Genomic DNA, 16,416 nt, shown 5'->3' on the forward strand with positions numbered 1-16,416 from the left:
GCCCATCAAGAGTAAAGAAGAAGTACTGTCATGGACAAGGTGTTTATTCGCGGACTCGAGGTTTTGACCACTATTGGTGTCTATGAGTGGGAGAAAGGCATTCGCCAGAAGCTCTGTTTCGACCTCGAAATGGGCTTTGACAACCGTCCCGCCGCAGCAACCGACGATATCAATCTGGCACTGGATTACGCCACCCTCTCGCGCAAGATTTGTGATCACGCCTCCAGCAAGGTGGTGGAGCTGGTCGAAACCATGGCCGAGCAGGTCGCCATGCTGGTGCTGGCCGATGAGCGGGTGCAATGGGTCAAGGTCACCCTGACCAAACCGGGCGCCGTGCCCAATGCCGCCGGCGTCGGGGTCGAGATCCTGCGCCACCGGACTCCGGCCACGAGCGCCAACTGATGACCCGTATCTATATCAGCCTGGGCTCCAACATAGAGCGGGAGCACCATATCCGCGCCGGCCTCGATGCCCTGCAGGCGGAGTTTGGCGAGCTGGCTGTCTCCCGGGTATTCGAGAGCGAGGCGGTGGGCTTCAATGGACGCCCATTCTACAACCTGGTGGTCGGTGCCGACACAGACCTGCCGCTGGCAACCCTGTGCCAACGGCTGCGTGCCATGGAGTTCGCCCACGGCCGCGAGCCGGATGCCAAGAAATTCGCTCCGCGCACTCTGGATCTGGATCTGCTGCTCTATGGCGATCTGGTCTGCGAGACGCCGGTCGCCCTGCCCCGCGGCGAGATCCTCACCAACGCCTTCGTGCTCTGGCCGCTGGCCGAACTGGCACCGAGCCTGCGTCACCCGCTCGATGGTCGCACGCTGGGCCAGCTGTGGCAGGGTTACGACAAGGCCTCCCAGCAACTCTGCCCCATCCCCTTTCACTGGGAAGCGTGCGAGCTGCAACATCACTGAATCAACAAGGGCACCCGAGGGTGCCCTTGTTGCATCTTGCAAGGCGGCTTATCCGCCATCAGAAAGTGTGATTGGGCCCGTCCCGCCACGACTGGCAGGATAAGGCTCGCCACAGGAGACCCCCATGCCGCTCGACACCATTCACGACTTCAACTGCCGGCTGCTGGCCGGGCTGCCCCATCAGCGCTACCAGCATGAACCCATTCTGGATTACGCCACCGACGAACAGGTGAAAGCCCGCCTCGGCTGGCAGGCCGAATTCAGCAAGACCCTGTTTCTCAAGTTCAAGGATGGCCGCTTCGCCCTGCTGCTGACCCACAGGGACGGGCGGCTCGACAACAAGGCGGTCAAGGCCGCACTCGGTGCCAAGCCCTCCATCTGCACCGCCGAGGAGATGCAGGCCGAGATTGGCTGCCTGCCGGGCGCCGTCTGCCCCTTCCTGCCCCGCGCCGATATCCCGCTGCTGGTAGACCTTCAACTGATGGGTCATCACGCCTTCACCTGGACGCCGGGCCACCCGGAGCAGACCTTTCTGCTGGAGACGGCCCATCTGGCCCACGTGCTGGAGCAACTGCCCTGTCAGGTCAGCTACCTGCCTGCGCCATCAGCCTGACTGCCGACGGCACAACCCCGCTCACCCCTTGTCCCGCGCCAGCTGGGCAAAGATCAGCGCCGCCAGCATGGACATGAGACCTATGCAGAGATAGGTGAGGTGAAAGCCTCCCAGCCATTGGCCATCCGCCGCCGATGAACCGGCCGAGAAGAGCCCCAGCAGGCTGGCGGCAATCGCCACCCCAAGACTCATGGAGAGCTGCATCACCACCGACAGCAGGCCGTTGCCGCTGCTGGCATGCTCGGCGCTCAAGTCTTGCAGCGTGAGCGTGTTCATGGCGGAGAACTGCAGCGAGTTGATGGCGCCAAACACCATCAGCCAGCCCAGCAGCACCCCGTAGGGCAGCTGGTTGTCGATGAAGTAGAAGCTGGCGATCATGGCCCCCAGCGCCAGGGTATTGCCGATCAGGATGCGCCGATAACCCACCTTCGGAATGAGCTTGTTCACCAGCGTCTTGGTCAGCATGGCGCCGAGCACTGTGGGGATCATGGTCATCCCCGCCTTGCTCGGCGAAAAACCGAGCCCCAGCTGCAGGAAGAGCGGGGTGAGGAAGGGCATGGCACCGCTGCCGAGGCGGGCAAACAGGTTGCCCCAGACGCCGATGGCGAAGGTGCTGGTCTTGAACAGCGCCAGACTGAACAGCGGCTCCTCGGCATTGGCGGCATAGAGCCAGTAACTCGCCATGACGGCCAGCCCGAACAGCAGGGCAAACAGTGCCCAGCCGGTGGAGATGCTGTGCTCGCCCAGCCCCTGCAAGCCCACCGACACCAGCACCATGCCGGCGCTGAACATCACGAAACCCTGCCAGTCGAACTTGGCCGTGCCCTGCCGCAGGTCGGGCATGAAGTGCCAGCTGGCGATAAAGCCGAGTATGCCCACCGGCAGATTGATGAGAAACACCCAGTGCCAGCTCGCCACCTCCACCAGCCAGCCGCCCAGTGCCGGGCCGATCAAGGGCCCCACCAGGCCGGGGATGGTGACGAACGACATCACCCGCAACAGCTCGTGCTTGCTGTAGACCCGCAGCACGGCGAGGCGTCCCACCGGCATCAGCAGGGCGCCGCCTATGCCTTGCAGCACACGGGCCGCCACCAGCATGGAGAGGGAGTTGGAGGCGGCGCAGGCCAGCGATCCCAGGGTGAACAGCAGTATGGCGGCCAGATAGATGCGGCGGGTGCCGAATCTGTCCGCCAGCCAGCCGGAGGCGGGAATGAGCAGTGCCACCGTCAGCATGTAGGCGATGATCACCGACTGCATCTGCAGCGGGCTCTCACCCAGGGTCTCGGCCATGCTGGGCAGGGCGGTGTTGAGTATGGTGCCATCCAGGGTCTGCATGAAGAAGCCGACCGCCGTCAGCGGCGGCAGCCACTTGCGTTGGGCAGGCGTAACCATGTGTGTGCTATCGGGCATGAGCAGCCACCTCCTCTTCAGATAAAAAAAGACCCGCACGAAAGCGAGTCATCTCATTACATCAAGCATCAGGCTGGCCGAGCATGGCTCTGAGCTGCTCTTCCAGACTGGGCTCGGGGGCCTTGAGCGTATCCAGGAACAGCCGCTCTATCCCCGCCTTGTCCTGACTTTTCACGATAAACACCAGCCGGGACTGGGCCTTGCCCTCCGGCCAATCTCCCAATGCCTGCAACGGATAGAGCTGGCCGTGTACGCCGTGGATCACCACGGGCTGGCTCTCCCCTTCCAGTTGCAAGATCCCCTTGAGCCGCAGCAGGGCATCGCCGTATTGGACCTGCACCGCATCGATGGCGGCCAGCAGACGGGCCGGCTTGAGCGGCTCGCCGATACGCAGAGAGAAACTTTCAATGTTGCCGTGCTCGAAATGAGTCGGCGTGGCCGTGCCCACCTTGGCGGCGAACGGCTTCATCTTGGGCTGCATCGGCGAAGCCAGCCCCTGCTTCGGGGATTCGGTGCGCAACCAGGCCAGCAGCTGGAGCACGTCGCGCCCGGCCGCCTCGTTGTAGGCACCCAGCTTATCCAGCACCGCAGGCGACAGCTCGCCATTGCTGACCCGCTCGATGGGGGCCGCCGGATTGAGGGCCGCCAGCTGGGCCTCGACCCGCTCCAGCTGCTCGCCATCCACCAGATCCCCCTTACTCACCACCAACAGATCCGCCAGCGCCACCTGTTTCACCGCTTCATACTGAGCCGCCAGCTGCTGCTCGATATGGCCGGCATCCACTACTGTGACTGTGCCGTCGAAACGGTAACGCTGGGCAATAAAGCCCTCTTCGCGCAGGGTAAACAGCACGGGGGCCGGATCGGCCAGACCTGTGGTTTCGATAATCAACCGCTTGAACGGTTTGATCTTGCGCTGAATGGCCTTCATAAACAGCCCTTGCAACGCCTCCACCAGGGAGCCCTGTACCGAGCAGCAGATGCAGCCGGAATCGAGCAGCACCACCTGCTCGTCCACCTGCTGTACCAGATGGTGATCCAGTCCCACAGAGCCGAACTCGTTGATCAGCACGGCGCACTCGCCGAGCTCCGGCTGCTTGACCCAGTGGTTGAGCAGTGTGGTCTTGCCGCTGCCGAGGAAGCCGGTCAGCAGGGTCACGGGAATTCGGGTGTCTTGCATGTCTGTCATATGGATGACTCCCCTCTGGTCGGCAGGGTGATGGGTACGCGGGTATCTTGCATATGGGTCATGTTCAATCCTTACCGGTTGGCGAACAGATCGCTGAGCCAGCGGTTCTCGAAGCGGCCATGGGGATCGAGCTCGCCCTTGAGGGCCAGGAAGTCATTCCAGCGCGGCAGCAGGGCCGGGAAGTCGTAGAGATCCATCGCCAGGTGCTTGCCGAAATGGGGAATGCCGCCGAGCGGCACCAGCAGTTGCTGCAGCTCGCGCATCTGCTCCATGGAGCCGTTGACGAAGGTGCCGTCTGCCGCCAGATAGACCAGAAAACCGACCCAGCAGACCGACTGATCATAGGCGGCGCTGAGCCAGGCCTCGGAGGGACCGGTACAGCGCAGGATAAAGGGATAGTGCAGCACACCGGGGTTGGCCTGCTGCCAGGCCTGCAGGATCGCCAGCGCCTCGTTCATGCGATGCAGCGGCACCGCCACCTCGCAATTGATCTGGGGTGCAGGTATCCCCTTGCAGAGGATCTGGTAGACGTTGCCCACCAGATCGGAGGCATCCTTGAAACGGCGCACCGTCTCGAAGTGCTCCCCGGCCAGAGCCTCGTCCTTGGTGTCTTTCGCCATCTTCTGCAGGGTGGCATCTATGGTGGCGTTCATGCGGGCGTCAATATCCCCCTCCAGCAGCAGCGGCTCGCTGCCGGCGGCGCGGTAGCGGGCCACCTCCTCCTCGGAGGCGGGATCCACCAGCCAGATGTGGCTCTCGCCGGTCCAGGCGAACCACCAGCTCTTCACGAAGCCGTGCTCGCGGTTGAGCCGCTCGTTGTGTTCCAGCAGGAAGGGATAGTCGGTGGTGAACTTGGTGCAGCGCATGATGCGGTTGGGCACTGTGCGCAGGGTGACGTCGAGCAGTATGCCGAGCATGCCCATGCCCATCACGAAGGCGCCGAAGCGCGGATCGGTGCGATCCACCCGGATGATGTCGCCATTGGCCAGCATCACAGTCATCGCCTCCACGGTATCGCACAGGGCGGACTGGTGCAGCCCCTGACCATGGGTGCCTGTGCTGAGCGCACCGCCCAGCGTCTGGATGCCAATGACGCCCGGGGATGCCGGCAGCATCCGCTCCATGGCGATGAGATCGGCGTAGACGGTATCGAGCGGCGTGCCCGCCTGATAGGTGACGGTATCCGCGGTCTGCGCCAGCTGGCCGCGCAGGTGGTACAGGTCCACCAGCAGCGCCTGACTGCCCTCGGCATAGACGCTGTGGATGGGTTCGAAGGAGAGGCCTGAGCCGATCAGCCGCAGCTTGCGCTCGGGGTGTTCACGCAGCAGCGCCTGCAGCTCGTCGCTATGGGTCGGGCGCCACACCTGATCCAGGGCGCCGAGGGGGTTGGTCCTGGACCAGTTGAACAGCACCTCCCGATTGTTGATCGCCTTGATGCTGTGAAATGCCTGGAACTTGACCGTCATACCGCGCCTCATCTGACTTCAAAATGAGCGGCAATTCTACCGAAAAGCGGACCACAAGGCATGAAAAACAAGCCCCTACAGTCGGGGGTGGATAAGGGGGATGACTCCCCCACTCCCTCAGCGCGATTGCTGGGTCAGTGCCAGCAGCATGCCGAATCCCACCAGCAGGCCGCCAAACACCCGGTCGATCCAGTGGCGCACCGCCAGCAAGCGGGCTCGAACCGACGCGGTGGAAAAGAAGATCGCCATAGCGCTGAACCAGAGGGCGTGGGCCAGCACTATGAAGGCGCCATAGCCGAGCTGGACCGCCAGCGCCGTCTGCGGCTGCACCACCTGCATGAACAGGCTGACGATGAAGATGGTGGTCTTGGGGTTGAGCACATTGGTCAGAAACCCGGTGCGCAGCGCCCCCAGGCTGGAGAGGGTTGGCTGGCTGACCGCCTCCTCAAGGGTCACAGGCCTGGCGCGCAGCATCTTGATGCCGAGGAAGATGAGGTAGGCGGCCCCCGCCAGCTTGATGAGGTTGAACAGCCAGAGCGACTGCTGGATCAACAGGCCGACCCCCAGCAGGGTGTAGGTCACATGGACGCAGACCCCGGCCGCTATGCCGAGCGCCGTCAGCACGCCGGTGCGACGGGAGAGCAGCAGGCTGTTGCGCGACACCATGGCAAAATCGGGCCCCGGGCTGATGACGGCAAAGAAGGTAATGGCCACTACGGCTAACAGTTCGGTCATGAAAAGAGTCCTGATGCTGAGAGATATCGGCTATTTTATTTGGCATCCGCACCAATAACGAACGATAACTTCTGACATGAATGGTGATAATAACTCACAGAAAGACCTCTCCCTCCCCTCCCTGACGGCCCTGCGCTGTTTCGAGGTGGCTGCCCGCACCGAAAACTTCAGCCGCGCCGCCGATGAGCTGCATCTCACCCATGGCGCCATCAGCCGGGCGGTGCGCCTGCTGGAGGAGGATCTGGGGATCCCGCTGTTCGAGCGTCGCCAGCGCCGGGTCTTTCTGACCGAGGCGGGCAGCAGGCTCCATGAGGCCGTCAGGGAGGGGCTGAGCAGGATCCGGCAGACGGCGCAGGCGCTGCGCCAGCAGAGCAAGCCCCAGTCGCTGGTCATCTCCTGCGAGCCCACCCTGCTGATGCGCTGGCTGATCCCGCGCTGGCCCGCCTTCCAGGCCCTGCACCCCGAGCTGGACGTGCATCTGATGGCGGGGGGCGGCGCCCTCAGCTTTGGCAACGGCATAGATCTCGCCATTCGGCGCAACGACTTTCACTGGCCTGATGACCTTTACAGCCAGCTGCTGTTCGAGGAGCTGACCGGGCCCGTCTGTCAGCCGGGCAAGGTGGCGCAGTTTTTCGAGCCAGGAGGAGAGCTGCCGGCTCTGCGCGCCTCGGCCCCCCGCCTGCACACCAGGACCCGTCCCGCCGCCTGGCAAAGCTGGCAGGCGCAGGCCGGACAGACTGCGAGCGACGAGGCGCCGACCCAGACCTTCGAACACTTCTACTTCAGCCTGCAGGCCGCCGTGGCGGGCCTTGGCGTCGCCATAGGCCCCTACCGGCTGGTGTGCGACGATGTCGCCGCCGGCCTGCTGGTCGCCCCGCTCGGATTCATCCCGGATGGCACCGGCTATCACCTGCTCGCCCCCGCGCCACCGATTCCCGGCAGCCCCCATGAGAAGCTGGCGAACTGGCTGCAATCCCTCACCTGATGGCTCAGGCCGAGACCGCCAACGTCGCGGGCTCGGCCTGCGGCTGGCCCAACGCAGCCTGAAAGTCGCGCAGCGGCAGCGGACGGCCAAACAGATAGCCCTGCAGGTAGTCGACGCCTTTGCTTTTCAGGTAGTCGGCCTGCTGGCGCGTCTCCACCCCCTCGGCAACCAGCGCGAGGCCGAGCCGGGTCCCCAGATCGATCACGTTGTCAACTATGTGCTCGGACAGGGATTCGGTGCCGATCCTGCCGATAAACGACTGATCTATCTTGAGATAGTCCACATGGAACTGCTGCAGGTAGTGCAGACTGGAGTGGCCGGTGCCAAAATCGTCCATGGCCAACCTGACCCCCATTTCGTCGAGCTGGCGAAACAGCGCCAGGGTCTGGGGATCCGCCACCAGCAGCTCCCGTTCGGTCAGCTCCAGCACCAGTACCACCTGGCCCGGCGCGAAGTGATCGAGGAAGCGCCGGCACTCGGCAAGCAGCACCATGTCGCGGCAGTGGGCGGCACTGATGTTGAAGCTGATGTGAAACCCGTCGGGCACCAGATCGCGCTCCATGCTCAGCTCGCGGGCCACCTCTTCCATCAGCAGGGTGGTCATCGGCACGATCAGACCGCTAGCTTCCGCCTGGGGAATAAAGAGATCGGGGCAGATCAGCCCGGCCGTCGGGTGCTGCCAGCGCATCAACACCTCGGCCCCCATCACCCGCTCGCTCCCCGCCGCCACCAGCGGTTGCAAATAGGGCACAAACTCCCGATTGCGCAGGGCGCGGGCCAGCTCCACCACGGGAGAGCGGGGCCGTCCCAGCAACCACCAGATGAGCAGGGCAAAGCCGAAGCAGAGCCCAAACAACACCATAATGGCCCACTGCCGGGCCTGCCACAGGGAGGACCAGAGCGAGGGGATCTCGTGTCCGGCATATATCGAGAGCGGGTAGCGGTCGGAACGGACCTCATGACTGGCCAGGGTTGGCAACGGCTGCCCCCCTTCGCTCAGTACGCCCCGTTCATCCAGCCACTGCTTGCCCACGTGCAGCAGCAGGGTACAGGGCCGCCCGCTCAGCACCAGCATGAAGCGCAGATAATCGCCGTCTATGGTGCTGAAGGCGGCCCCCCTGCCCTCGCTATCACGCAGCGCCAGCAGGGGGTGATCGGCCCGCACCTGATTGCCCGCCAGCAGCCGCAGCCGTCCGTCGCTGTAACTTTCGGCCCGATCCGGCCACTGGATGGCGCCAAACAGCGAGTTGCAGTAGATCCCCTGCTCCCTCACCAGGTTGACGGTACGCACGAAGGGCACCAGCGCCACCTGCTGACGCAGGGTGAACAGGGCCTGTTCGCACGGCTGTTCGACGAAGGGCAACAAGGTACGGTTGGCGCTCTCGGCGTGGGCCAGCATGGTCTCCATCAGGGTGACCGCCTGCCGGGCCGAACGCTCTGACTGACGATCCAGCATCTGCAGGTGGCCGTTGTAGAGCACCCACAGCCCGAGTGCGAGGGGCAGCGTGAACAGCAGCAGGGTACACCCCAGACGCAGCCAGGGACGGGAGAAATCCAGGTTGGGCAGTGACATCGACATAGCGGGACCAGACAGCAAACATGGCCGCCCACCTTAACAGCCGATGCTGAATCGGGCCCTAATGAGAGCAAAAAACGAGCAGCAGCTGATGAGGATGAAAACAAAAGCCCCGGCATGAGCCGGGGCTTTTTAGTGGACTGTCTGCGCCATACCGGCGCCAATCCTTATACCGCTTGCTGCAGGATCACCGCATCGGCCTTCTTGGTGTAGGAGGCGATCTCGTTGAAGTTGAGGTAGCGATAGGTGTCGGCCGCAGTGGCGTCCAGCGTCTTGGCGTACTGCAGGTACTCGGCCACGGTCGGGATCTTGCCGATAATGGCGGCAACCGCAGCCAGCTCGGCAGAGGCCAGATAGACGTTGGCACCCTTGCCCAGACGGTTCGGGAAGTTGCGGGTGGAGGTGGAGACCACCGAGGCCCCTTCCGCCACGCGCGCCTGGTTGCCCATGCACAGGGAGCAGCCCGGGATCTCGATGCGGGCACCGACCCGGCCGAAGATGCCGTAGTAGCCCTCTTCGGTCAGCTGATCCTTGTCCATCTTGGTGGGCGGGGCTATCCACATGCGGGTCGGCAGCTCGCCCTGGAACTTCTCGAGCAGTTTGCCGGCGGCGCGGAAGTGGCCGATGTTGGTCATGCAGGAACCGAGGAACACCTCGTCGATCTTGTCACCCGCCACAGTGCTGAGCAGACGGGCATCATCCGGATCGTTCGGCGCGCACAGGATGGGCTCCTTGATGGTGGCCAGATCGATCTCGATGATTTCGGCATACTCGGCATCCTTGTCCGCTTCCATCAGCACAGGGTTGGCCAGCCACTCTTCCATCCCCTTGATGCGACGGGTGATGGTGCGCGGGTCGCCGTAGCCTTCGGACAGCATCCATTTCAGCATCACGATGTTGGACTTCAGATACTCGATGATTGGTGCCTGATCCAGCTTGATGGTGCAACCGGCGGCGGAGCGCTCGGCGCTGGCATCGGCCAGCTCGAACGCCTGCTCCACCTTCAGGGTCGGCAAGCCTTCGATCTCGAGGATGCGGCCGGAGAAGATGTTCTTCTTGCCCGCTTTCTCGACGGTCAGCAGCCCTTTCTGGATGGCGGCGTAGGGGATGGCATGAACCAGATCACGCAAGGTGATGCCAGGTTGCAGTTCGCCCTTGAAGCGCACCAGCACGGACTCCGGCATGTCCAGCGGCATGACGCCGGTGGCGGCGGCAAAGGCCACCAGACCGGAACCCGCCGGGAAGGAGATGCCAATGGGGAAACGGGTGTGGGAGTCACCACCGGTACCCACGGTATCCGGCAGCAACATGCGGTTCAGCCAGGAGTGGATGACGCCGTCACCCGGACGCAGGGAGACGCCACCGCGGTTCATGATGAAGTCCGGCAAGGTGTGGTGAGTCTGCACGTCTATGGGCTTGGGATAGGCGGCGGTGTGGCAGAAGGACTGCATAGTCAGATCGGCGGAGAAGCCGAGGCAGGCCAGGTCTTTCAGCTCGTCGCGGGTCATGGGACCCGTGGTGTCCTGGGAGCCGACCGTGGTCATGCGCGGCTCGCAGTAGGTGCCGGGGCGAATGCCCTTCACGCCGCACGCCTTGCCGACCATCTTCTGGGCCAGGGTGTAACCCTTGCCGGTATCGGCCACGGGCACAGGACGGCGGAACACGGTGGAGAACGGCAGACCCATGACTTCCCGCGCCTTGTCGGTCAGGCCACGGCCTATGATCAGCGGAATACGGCCACCGGCACGCACCTCGTCGATCAGCACCTCTGTCTTGAGTTCAAACTGGGCCAGCACCTGCTCGGTGCCGTGCTTGCAGATCTTGCCGGCATAGGGGTAGATGTCGATCACATCGCCCATCGCAAGCGCAGAGACGTCCACCTCGATGGGCAGGGCGCCGGCATCTTCCATGGTGTTGAAGAAGATGGGGGCAATCTTGCCGCCGAGGCAGACACCGCCGGCGCGCTTGTTCGGCACGAACGGAATGTCGTCGCCCATGAACCAGAGCACAGAGTTGGTGGCGGATTTGCGGGAAGAGCCGGTACCGACCACGTCGCCCACATAGGCCAGCGGGAAGCCTTTCTCTTTCAGGGCGTCAATGGTCTTGATGGGACCTATGGTGCCGTCATTGTCCGGAGTGATGCCGGGACGGGCGTTTTTCAGCATGGCCAGGGCATGCAGCGGAATGTCGGGACGGGACCAGGCATCCGGCGCCGGTGACAAATCATCCGTGTTGGTTTCGCCGGTCACCTTGAACACGGTAACCGTGATCTTCTCGGCCAGCTCGGGACGGGAGAGGAACCACTCGGCATCGGCCCAGGATTGCATCACCCGCTTGGCGTGAGCATTGCCCGCCTTGGCCTTCTCTTCCACGTCGTGGAAGGAGTCAAACATCAGCAGGGTGTGGGAGAGGCCCTTGGCGGCAAGAGGGGCCAGGGTGCCGTGGTCCAGCAGGTCGATCAGCGGCTGAATGTTGTAACCACCCTGCATGGTGCCCAGCAGCTCAACAGCTTCGGCAGCGGTCAGGATGGGAGAGTGGGCTTCGCCCTTGGCGATGGCGGTGAGGAAACCGGCTTTGACATAGGCCGCTTCATCAACACCAGGGGGAATACGGGAGGACAACAGCTCTTTCAGAAAGTCTTGTTCGCCAGCGGGCGGGTTCTTGAGAAGCTCAACCAGGGCGGCGACCTGCTCTGCATCCAGAGGTTTGGCGACCACGCCCTCGGCGGCACGTTCTGCGACGTGTTTACGGTATGTTTCAAGCACGACTAATTCCTCTTTGGTCTTTTTTTGGGGTTCGCCCACGCTCGCGGCGATCGTCCTTGCGGGACACCCGTAGGGTGCCCCCCACTATATAAGTTTTAACGACTAATTAAAATCCAAACCCTGTACACATATTCATCAAAACAACATAACCATTTAAACTTGCTCAGGTTTTGTCGGCAGATAAAAGACACGCCAGAAATAAGTTAACAAAAAGGCATCATTTTGCCGTTATTCGAATGTGGTGCCCAATTGCAGATAGAACATGTTGTTTCCCCCCTCCGCCATGCCATAACCGAGGAAGATGGGGCCGAGGAAGCTCTCCACCCCCACGTAGACGGAGCCGGCGGTGAAGGAGCTCTCCATGTTGATGTCCTCCCCCTTGTCCCATACCCCGCCCTGCTCCAGGGAGCCCCCCAGGTAGAGCGGGGCCCGCAGCGCGCCAAAGTCGTTGTCCGCCACCCGGTAGATGTAGCGCAGGCCGCCAAACAGGCTGTAGCGACCGCTGAGCTGGTAGTGCTGGAAGCCGGACAGCCGGAACAAGCCACCCAGATCCTGCACGAACAGCGGGTACTCTTCCTGCGAGGTGGAGCCGCCCCCTTCCAGCATCAGGTTCAGGCTGTGCCTGTCCCAGGACCAGGGCTTGATCATCGTCAGGTGGTAGTTGACCCCCTCGGCGTTCTCCGTCGGCTCGCCGGTCGGCTCTATCTTGACGTGGGAGTAGCCGCTCTTGACGTCCCAGTAGACCCCCTGATAGGGGAAGTAGCGACTATCCAGGGTGTCGTGCTCGAAGCGGACATAAGGGCCCCAAGAGGAGGCATCCACCTTGGCATCCGCCACGTTGCGAATGTCGATGGCGCCCACTTTTCCCTCCAGCCCCAGCGAGAGGCGGCTCCAGGGCTGGCGATTCCAGCCCACCGCCAAGTCGGCGCTGGTGAAGCTGTATTCGGAATCGATATAGCTCACCCCATCTTCCGTCCTCGTCGCCTCGGGAGTGAAGATGCGGCGCTGGGTCTTGTCATAGGCCAGACTCGCCTCGCCGTAGAAGGTCTGGGAAGGCTCCAGCGGCGTGTAGAAGTCGGTCTTGAGGTGCTTGGCAGTGCCGAGCGACGCCTCGGTCAGCCACTCGGCCCCCCAGTCATTGACGTTGGTGAGGGTGTAGGACATGCCGACGTTGTAGTTGGAGCTGCTCTCGAAATCGTCGGAGAAGCCGAACTGGAAGTTGAGGTAGCCCGGTCCCCAGTTCTTCTCGCTGGCATCCACCACCAGCACGTTCTCGCCTTCACGCTCCTCCACCTCATAGGTGATGCGATCGAACGACTCCAGCGCGTAGAGACGGCGAATGCCCGCCTCCAGGCTCTCGTTGGTCTGCACCTTGTCCGGTCGCACCTTCAGCATGGCGCGCACCGTCTCGTCGGAGAGGCGTGACTTGTTGAGGATCTCCACCTTGTCGATGTAGTAGGCGGGCTGACCGCTGCGCTCGGCGCGCCGGCTCAGCTTCTGATTGCGATAGGCGGTGTAGGCGGCGGGCGAGAGGGAGAGCCCGTCGAGCTGGGCGGAGGCGCGATTGGCCACCGCTTCCCCCCGCTTGATCCCTTCCGGCATCAGGGCAAAATCGGCTATGCCCATGCCGCCGAATTCAGGGGTGAGCAGTATGTCTTTCGGCCCCAGCAGCGCCTTCTGCTTGTCGGTACCGACCTGGGTCATGTAGGTGGTGAGCTGATCTATCATGGCGAGGCCGGACTTGAGGGATTCCCTGGTACGCAGCTTGGCGCTGATATCCACCGCGATCACCACGTCGGCCCCCATCGCCTTGGCCACGTCCACCGGCATGTTGTTGACTGTGCCGCCGTCGGCCAGGATATGCCCCTCCCACTCCACCGGCTTGAGGGCGCCGGGAATGGACATGGAGGCCTGCATCGCCTTGGCGAGGCTGCCGCTATCCAGCACGAAGGGGGTCACTGTCTCCATGTCGGTCGCCACGGCGCGATAGGGAATAGGCAGGTCGTCGAAGCTCTTCTGCGCCGGCAGGTTGGAAGTGGCGTGGCGCAACAGGCTGGCCATGGACTGCCCCTGGAAGAAACCATCCGGGAACTGGACCGAGTCACCGTTGATGCCAATATCGGTGCGCAGCTGGTACTTCTCGCTCTGCTGCTTCTTGCGCAGGGAGAGCTCGTCACGACCGACCTTGTCCTGATAGCCCTTGTTCCAGTCGATGGCGAGCGTGGTGCGCTCCACCTCCTCGGCACTGAGCCCCATGGCGTACATGCCCGCCACGTAGGAGCCCATGCTGGTGCCCACTATGATGTCGACCGGAATGCGCTTCTCCTCCAGCACCTTGAGGATGCCGATATGGGCCGCCCCCTTGGCGCCGCCGCCACTCAGTACCAGAGCAATCCTGGGCCGATCGGACTGGGCCGCCGCCATGAACGGCAGGCAAGCCAGCAAAACCAGAACCAGGTGGGTCCACCCCCGACGAAAGATGCGCATATGATTTTCCATTGAATCCAGTACGAGCCAAGTGAGCAATGAAGCCTACTATAAGGTGCGAAAAAGGAACCGCAACCGCCACGACAGCGATATGGCGCACTCGCCGAGCCGCCAATGAGGCTGAACAATCCGGCACCGCCCTGTGAGCGCAAACGCAATCTGCCAATAAAACCGGCAAGCCTCTCAAGGGCACCCCGGCGCTGCCGCTAATATGGGCTCAATCCCGTGTCCACACTCCTGAGTCACTCCTATGCTTGCAAGCCTGACACTCAAACAGAAAATTCTGGCCACAGTCACCCTGGCCGTGGTGCTCTCCTGCCTGCTGGTGGGCTATTTCAGCCAGCGCTCGGCCCAGCAGCTGATCGAAACCCGCATGTTCGAGCAGGAGCTGCCCAACCTGACCCAGCGCATCGGCAAGGAGATCGAGAAGGATCTCACCTCGGTCGCGAGCGCCGCCAAGCAGCTGGCCAATGATCGCTTCGTGCTGGACTGGGTCGCCCGCGGCATGCCCAAGGAGCAGGAGTCCATCCTCATCGATCAGCTCAAGGACATGACGACCCAGTACGGACTGGTCACCGCCTCCTTCGCCGACCGGCAGAGTGCCGCCTACTACAACCAGGACGGCTTCCTGCGCAACCTGACCCCGGAGCAGGACGCCTGGTTCTACGGCTATACCAAGAGCCCGCAAGACCTGATGCTCAGCATCTTTCGCGAGACCAACGGCGAGGTGAAGCTGTTCGTCAACTTCCAGCAGCTCAACGGCCGTGGGCTGGCGGGGCTCGCCAAATCCCTCGACAGCATGGTCAGCATGCTCGCCAACTTCCGCATCGGCGACAGCGGCTTCGTGTTCATGACGGATGGCAGCGGCAAGGTGAAGCTGCACCCGGATGCCGCCCGCATCGACCGGGACAACCTAGCCCAGCTGGCCAGCGGCAGCAGTACCAATCTGCTGAGCAAGCAGGCGTTCGCCGCCACCCATGCAGAGGTCGATGGCCAGGCCGTGGTGCTGGCCACCAGCTACATCCCCCTGCTCGACTGGTATCTGGTGGCCCAGGTGCCGGAAGCCGAGATCTATGCCGAGCTGGACAAGGCGCGGCTGCACATACTGCTGGTCAGTCTGGCCATCGCCGCCGGCATGGGGCTGCTCGGCATGCTGCTGGCAGGCTCGGTCAGCCGCCCGCTCAACGAACTGGCCCGCCTGTTCCGTGAACTGGGCAGTGGCGACGGGGATCTGACCCAGCGTCTCAAGGTGGAAGGTCGCGATGAACTGACCCAGGTCGCCACCGGTTTCAACAACTTCGTCGCCAAGATCCACGCCTCCATCGAGCAGGTGGCCAGCAACTCCCGCCAGCTGGCCGCCACCGCCAACGAGGTGGCCAGCAAGGCGCAGCTGACCCAGCACAACTGTACCGCCCAGCGCGACCGCACAGTGCAGGTGGCGACCGCCATCCACGAGATGGGGGCCACAGTCGGCGAGATAGCCGGCAACGCCTCGCTGGCGGCCGACGTGGCCAGGCAGGCCAACGATCAGGCCGATGCCGGCGCCCTGGTGGTAGCCCAGGCCCGCCACGGCATAGTCGGGCTCTCCGGCGAAATAGAGCAGGTGGCGGGCGTTATCGAGTCGCTGGCCAGCCAGACCGACTCCATCGGCAGTATACTCGACACCATTCGCAGCATCTCGGAACAGACCAATCTGCTGGCACTGAACGCCGCCATCGAGGCCGCCCGCGCCGGTGAACAGGGCCGCGGCTTCGCCGTGGTGGCCGACGAGGTGCGCAACCTGGCGAGCCGATCCGCTGCCTCCACCGCCGAGATCCAGGGCATGATCAACCGCTTGCAAGAGCAGAGCGCCCGCGCCGTCAGCGCCATGGCCCAGGGCCGCAGCCAGAGTCTGGAAGTGGTGGCTCAGGCTGACGAGGCCAATGCCGCCCTCGGCCATATCACGGCCCACATCACCCAGATCAGCGACATGAACATCCAGGTCGCCACCGCCACCGAGGAGCAATCCAGCGTGGTAGGCGAGATCAACCGCAACGTGGAGGACATCAACCAGCTCACCATGGAGACGGCCGACATAGCCCACCAGCTGACCGAGTCCAGCCGCAGCCTGCAACAGCTCTCCGGCGAGCTCGACAAGCTGGTCGGCAACTTCCGGCTCTGACCGGCATCGGCAGCCAGTGATCAACAAGGGAGCGCCATGGCGCTCCCTTTCGCTATCCGCTCTGCCGTTCTGCCCTTTGCCAGGGAGTCGGCCAATTCATATCTATACTGGCAACAAA

General features: G+C 63.2%; 12 protein-coding genes. 5 read left to right on the forward strand and 7 right to left on the reverse strand.

The window, feature by feature from the left end:
• The first annotated feature begins 30 nt into the window (after window positions 1-30).
• The 3 genes from folB (at window position 31) to AACW87_RS16780 (ending at window position 1,524) form a co-directional block, all read left to right on the forward strand.
• Window positions 31-402, forward strand: a complete 372-nt coding sequence (gene folB, locus AACW87_RS16770; RefSeq protein ID WP_043137290.1) for a dihydroneopterin aldolase — start codon at window positions 31-33, stop codon at window positions 400-402.
• Window positions 402-911, forward strand: a complete 510-nt coding sequence (gene folK, locus AACW87_RS16775; RefSeq protein ID WP_241325602.1) for a 2-amino-4-hydroxy-6-hydroxymethyldihydropteridine diphosphokinase — start codon at window positions 402-404, stop codon at window positions 909-911. The genes folB and folK overlap by 1 nt, the downstream gene beginning before the upstream one ends.
• 124 nt (window positions 912-1,035) lie before the next feature.
• Window positions 1,036-1,524 (forward strand): YbaK/EbsC family protein, encoded by a 489-nt coding sequence (locus AACW87_RS16780; RefSeq protein WP_241325603.1) that lies wholly within the window; start codon window positions 1,036-1,038, stop codon window positions 1,522-1,524.
• Between the two features lie 21 nt (window positions 1,525-1,545).
• Here the strand turns inward: AACW87_RS16780 and mdtD are convergent, their stop codons facing one another.
• From mdtD to AACW87_RS16800, 4 genes are all read right to left on the reverse strand, one after another.
• On the reverse strand, window positions 1,546-2,934 hold the full coding sequence (gene mdtD, locus AACW87_RS16785) for a multidrug transporter subunit MdtD (RefSeq protein WP_241325604.1): 1,389 nt from the start codon (window positions 2,932-2,934) through the stop codon (window positions 1,546-1,548).
• A gap of 61 nt (window positions 2,935-2,995) precedes the next feature.
• Window positions 2,996-4,123, reverse strand: a complete 1,128-nt coding sequence (locus AACW87_RS16790) for a CobW family GTP-binding protein (RefSeq protein ID WP_241325605.1) — start codon at window positions 4,121-4,123, stop codon at window positions 2,996-2,998.
• 71 nt (window positions 4,124-4,194) lie between these two features.
• Entirely contained in the window at window positions 4,195-5,589 is a 1,395-nt protein-coding gene (locus tag AACW87_RS16795; protein WP_241325606.1) for a D-arabinono-1,4-lactone oxidase, read from the reverse strand.
• Between the two features lie 117 nt (window positions 5,590-5,706).
• Window positions 5,707-6,324, reverse strand: coding sequence for a LysE family transporter (locus AACW87_RS16800; RefSeq protein WP_241325607.1), 618 nt, complete (start codon window positions 6,322-6,324; stop codon window positions 5,707-5,709).
• A gap of 76 nt (window positions 6,325-6,400) precedes the next feature.
• Between AACW87_RS16800 and AACW87_RS16805 the strand changes: the two genes are divergently transcribed.
• The gene (locus AACW87_RS16805) at window positions 6,401-7,309 is read left to right on the forward strand and encodes a LysR family transcriptional regulator (RefSeq protein ID WP_241325608.1); all 909 of its coding nucleotides are present in this window, start codon (window positions 6,401-6,403) and stop codon (window positions 7,307-7,309) included.
• 4 nt (window positions 7,310-7,313) lie between these two features.
• On the opposite strand, the gene AACW87_RS16810 is transcribed toward AACW87_RS16805, so the two are convergent.
• From AACW87_RS16810 to AACW87_RS16820, 3 genes are all read right to left on the reverse strand, one after another.
• Complete coding sequence (locus tag AACW87_RS16810) at window positions 7,314-8,888, reverse strand: EAL domain-containing protein (protein ID WP_241325609.1); 1,575 nt, start codon at window positions 8,886-8,888, stop codon at window positions 7,314-7,316.
• 164 nt (window positions 8,889-9,052) lie between these two features.
• Window positions 9,053-11,650 (reverse strand): bifunctional aconitate hydratase 2/2-methylisocitrate dehydratase, encoded by a 2,598-nt coding sequence (gene acnB / locus AACW87_RS16815; RefSeq protein WP_241325610.1) that lies wholly within the window; start codon window positions 11,648-11,650, stop codon window positions 9,053-9,055.
• 228 nt (window positions 11,651-11,878) lie between these two features.
• On the reverse strand, window positions 11,879-14,137 hold the full coding sequence (locus tag AACW87_RS16820; RefSeq protein WP_241325611.1) for a patatin-like phospholipase family protein: 2,259 nt from the start codon (window positions 14,135-14,137) through the stop codon (window positions 11,879-11,881).
• Between the two features lie 250 nt (window positions 14,138-14,387).
• On the opposite strand from AACW87_RS16820, the gene AACW87_RS16825 reads away from it, so the two are divergent.
• Entirely contained in the window at window positions 14,388-16,298 is a 1,911-nt protein-coding gene (locus AACW87_RS16825; protein ID WP_241325612.1) for a methyl-accepting chemotaxis protein, read from the forward strand.
• Window positions 16,299-16,416: the final 118 nt, after the last annotated feature.

It is taken from the genome of Aeromonas sp. MR7 (genome assembly GCF_963899385.1).
In the GTDB taxonomy this organism is placed as follows: domain Bacteria; phylum Pseudomonadota; class Gammaproteobacteria; order Enterobacterales; family Aeromonadaceae; genus Aeromonas; species Aeromonas bestiarum.

Bases quoted from the DNA above. Each gene is read 5' to 3' on its own strand.
- folB (WP_043137290.1), top strand. From the start codon at position 31: ATGGACAAGGTGTTTATTCGCGGACTCGAGGTTTTGACCACTATTGGT.
- folK (WP_241325602.1), top strand. From the start codon at position 402: ATGACCCGTATCTATATCAGCCTGGGCTCCAACATAGAGCGGGAGCAC.
- AACW87_RS16780 (WP_241325603.1), top strand. From the start codon at position 1,036: ATGCCGCTCGACACCATTCACGACTTCAACTGCCGGCTGCTGGCCGGG.
- mdtD (WP_241325604.1), bottom strand. From the start codon at position 2,934: ATGCCCGATAGCACACACATGGTTACGCCTGCCCAACGCAAGTGGCTG.
- AACW87_RS16790 (WP_241325605.1), bottom strand. From the start codon at position 4,123: ATGACAGACATGCAAGACACCCGAATTCCCGTGACCCTGCTGACCGGC.
- AACW87_RS16795 (WP_241325606.1), bottom strand. From the start codon at position 5,589: ATGACGGTCAAGTTCCAGGCATTTCACAGCATCAAGGCGATCAACAAT.
- AACW87_RS16800 (WP_241325607.1), bottom strand. From the start codon at position 6,324: ATGACCGAACTGTTAGCCGTAGTGGCCATTACCTTCTTTGCCGTCATC.
- AACW87_RS16805 (WP_241325608.1), top strand. From the start codon at position 6,401: ATGAATGGTGATAATAACTCACAGAAAGACCTCTCCCTCCCCTCCCTG.
- AACW87_RS16810 (WP_241325609.1), bottom strand. From the start codon at position 8,888: ATGTCGATGTCACTGCCCAACCTGGATTTCTCCCGTCCCTGGCTGCGT.
- AACW87_RS16820 (WP_241325611.1), bottom strand. From the start codon at position 14,137: ATGCGCATCTTTCGTCGGGGGTGGACCCACCTGGTTCTGGTTTTGCTG.
- AACW87_RS16825 (WP_241325612.1), top strand. From the start codon at position 14,388: ATGCTTGCAAGCCTGACACTCAAACAGAAAATTCTGGCCACAGTCACC.